2 protein-coding genes are annotated in these 2,646 nt (G+C 65.9%); both read right to left on the bottom strand.

Features of this window, described 5'->3' with window-relative positions; translation table 11 throughout:
• Positions 1-31 precede the first annotated feature (31 nt).
• Entirely contained in the window at positions 32-1,936 is a 1,905-nt protein-coding gene (gene dnaK, locus ACT84W_RS01125) for a molecular chaperone DnaK (RefSeq protein ID WP_432290693.1), read from the bottom strand.
• A gap of 367 nt (positions 1,937-2,303) precedes the next feature.
• A partial coding sequence (locus ACT84W_RS01120; protein ID WP_444327920.1) for a metallophosphoesterase family protein occupies positions 2,304-2,646 on the bottom strand: 343 nt, incomplete at its 5' end.

Below are 2,646 nucleotides of genomic sequence, written 5' to 3'. Positions count from 1 at the left end.
GCGAGGTGCCCGCGCGCGGGGCGGGACCCGATTACTTGTCGTCGTCGACGACCTCGTAGTCGGCGTCCACCACGTCGTCGCCGCCGTTGGAGGCAGCGCCTGCGCCCGGCTGGCCGGCCGCAGCGGCGCCCTCGTCGGTCGTGGAGTAGACGATCTGAGCGAGCTTCTGGGAAGCCTCGGTGAGCTTCTCGCCGGCGGCCTTGATGGCGTCGATGTCGGTGCCCTCGAGGGCCTTCTTGGCCTCGGCGATGGCGTCCTCGACCTCCTTCTTCTGGTCGGCGGGAACCTTGTCGCCCAGGTCCTTCAGCGTCTGCTCGGCGCCGTAGCACAGGGAGTCGGTCTGGTTGCGGACCTCGATCTCGTCCTTCTGCTTCTTGTCCTCCTCGGCGTGGGCCTCGGCGTCCTTGACCATGCGGTCGACCTCGTCGTCGGAAAGCGCGGTGGAGCCGGAGATGGTGATCTGCTGGGACTTGCCGGTGGCCTTGTCCTTAGCGGTGACCTTCACGATGCCGTTGGCGTCGATGTCGAAGGTGACCTCGATCTGTGGGACGCCGCGGCGGGCGGCCGGGATGCCGGTGAGCTGGAACTTGCCGAGCGACTTGTTGTCGCGGGCGAACTCGCGCTCGCCCTGCAGGACGTTGATCTCGACGGAGGTCTGGTTGTCCGCGGCGGTGGAGTAGATCTCAGACTTAGAGGTCGGGATCGTGGTGTTGCGGTCGATCATCTTGGTCATGACGCCGCCCATGGTCTCGACGCCGAGGGAAAGCGGGGTGACGTCGAGCAGCAGGATGCCCGAGACATCGCCGGTCAGGACGCCGCCCTGGACGGCCGCGCCGTCGGCGACGACCTCGTCCGGGTTCACGGACATGTTCGGCTGCTTGCCGGTCATCTGCTTGACGAGCTCCTGGACAGCGGGCATACGGCTGGAGCCGCCGACGAGGATGACCTCGTTGACCTGCGAGATCTGGAGGTTGGCGTCGTGCAGGGCCTTGGTGACGGGGGCCTTGCAGCGGTCGAGGAGGTCGCGGGTGATCTTCTCGAACTCGGCGCGGGTCAGCGTGTAGTCGAGGTGCTTGGGGCCGGAGGCGTCAGCGGTGATGAAGGGCAGGTTGATCTGGGTCTGCTGCGCGGACGAGAGCTCCTTCTTCGCGTTCTCGGCGGCCTCCTTCAGGCGCTGAAGCGCCATCGGGTCCTTGCGCAGGTCGATGCCGTTCTCCTGCTGGAACTTGTCGGCCATCCAGTCGATGACGCGCTGGTCCCAGTCGTCGCCGCCCAGGTGGTTGTCGCCGTTGGTCGCAAGGACCTCGACGACGCCGTCGGCGAGGTCGAGCAGGGACACGTCGAAGGTGCCGCCGCCCAGGTCGAAGACGAGGACCTTCTGGTCGATGTCCTTCTTGTCGAGGCCGTAGGCGAGGGCCGCGGCGGTCGGCTCGTTGACGATGCGCTGGACGTTGAGGCCGGCGATCTTGCCGGCGTCCTTGGTGGCCTGGCGCTGGGCGTCGTTGAAGTAGGCCGGGACGGTGATGACGGCGTCGGTGACGGGCTCGCCGAGGTACTTCTCGGCGTCCGCCTTCATCTTGGAGAGGATCATCGCGGAGACCTGCTCCGGGGTGAAGTCCTCGCCGTCGATCTCGACGACGGCGCGGGAGCCGGTGCCGCTCTTGACCTTGTACGGGACGGTCTTGAGCTCAGAGGTGCACTCGTCGTAGCGACGGCCCATGAAGCGCTTGATGGAGAAGACGGTGTTGGTCGGGTTGGTGACGGCCTGGTTCTTCGCGGCCTTACCGACGATGCGGTCGCCGTCGGCGCGGAAGCCGACGACGGACGGGGTGGTGCGCTCGCCCTCAGCGTTGACGATGATGGTCGGCTGGCCGCCCTCGAGAACGGCCATGGCGGAGTTGGTGGTGCCGAGGTCGATGCCTAGGATCTTGCCCATGATTGCGGTCCTTTCTTTGTTGCGCGCGGCGTCCGTGGACCCGCGCGCCCTTATACGCTCTTTGTACGTTTGAGTTTATCCCCTGTGCGTCTTGATTCTATACATTATCTAAGTCTCTTCACATTAGATTTTTTGACGTGGGGAATATAGGGCGCAAAGAAGGGCTTGGAGCAGGCGATGTGGGCGTAAACGGGCGCCGCCCGTCCAGAGGTGTCGGGCGGGCGGCGGTCGAGGCAAGAGGGGCGGAGGGGGCGCAGTATAGAAGTCGGGAGTCGCAGCCGAAGGTTAAGAGGCGGCGTTCAGGACCGGAAGGATTGCGTTGGGAGCTTCGGGGCGCAGCCGAGGGTTAAGGGTGGCGCCGGGAAGCCTAGAGCTCGCGGTGCTCGAAGCGGCCGTCCTCGTAGATGCCGTAGCTGTGGGTGCCGTCCTTGGGGATGCCCACCGAGCCGGGGTTGAAGACGGTCACGCCGGGGTGGCCCTCCACCTCCTGCAGGACCTTCTTGTGCGTGTGCCCGTAGACGAACGCGGAGTTCGCGGGCAGCGCCGGCCAGTTATCGACGCTGTTGTGGAGCCCGGGGCCATAGACGTGCCCGTGGGTAAAGAAGAGCGTCTTCCCGTCTGCCGCCGGGTCGATGAGCACGTTGTGGTCGGCCATGCAGGGGAAGCCGAGGACCATCTGATCGACCTCCGCTTCGCAGTTGCCGCGCACG

Source organism: Paratractidigestivibacter sp. (assembly GCF_052362415.1).
Lineage (GTDB): Bacteria > Actinomycetota > Coriobacteriia > Coriobacteriales > Atopobiaceae > Paratractidigestivibacter.
This window is presented reverse-complemented; position numbering and strand designations above follow the sequence as displayed.

Bases quoted from the DNA above. Each gene is read 5' to 3' on its own strand.
- dnaK (WP_432290693.1), bottom strand. From the start codon at position 1,936: ATGGGCAAGATCCTAGGCATCGACCTCGGCACCACCAACTCCGCCATG.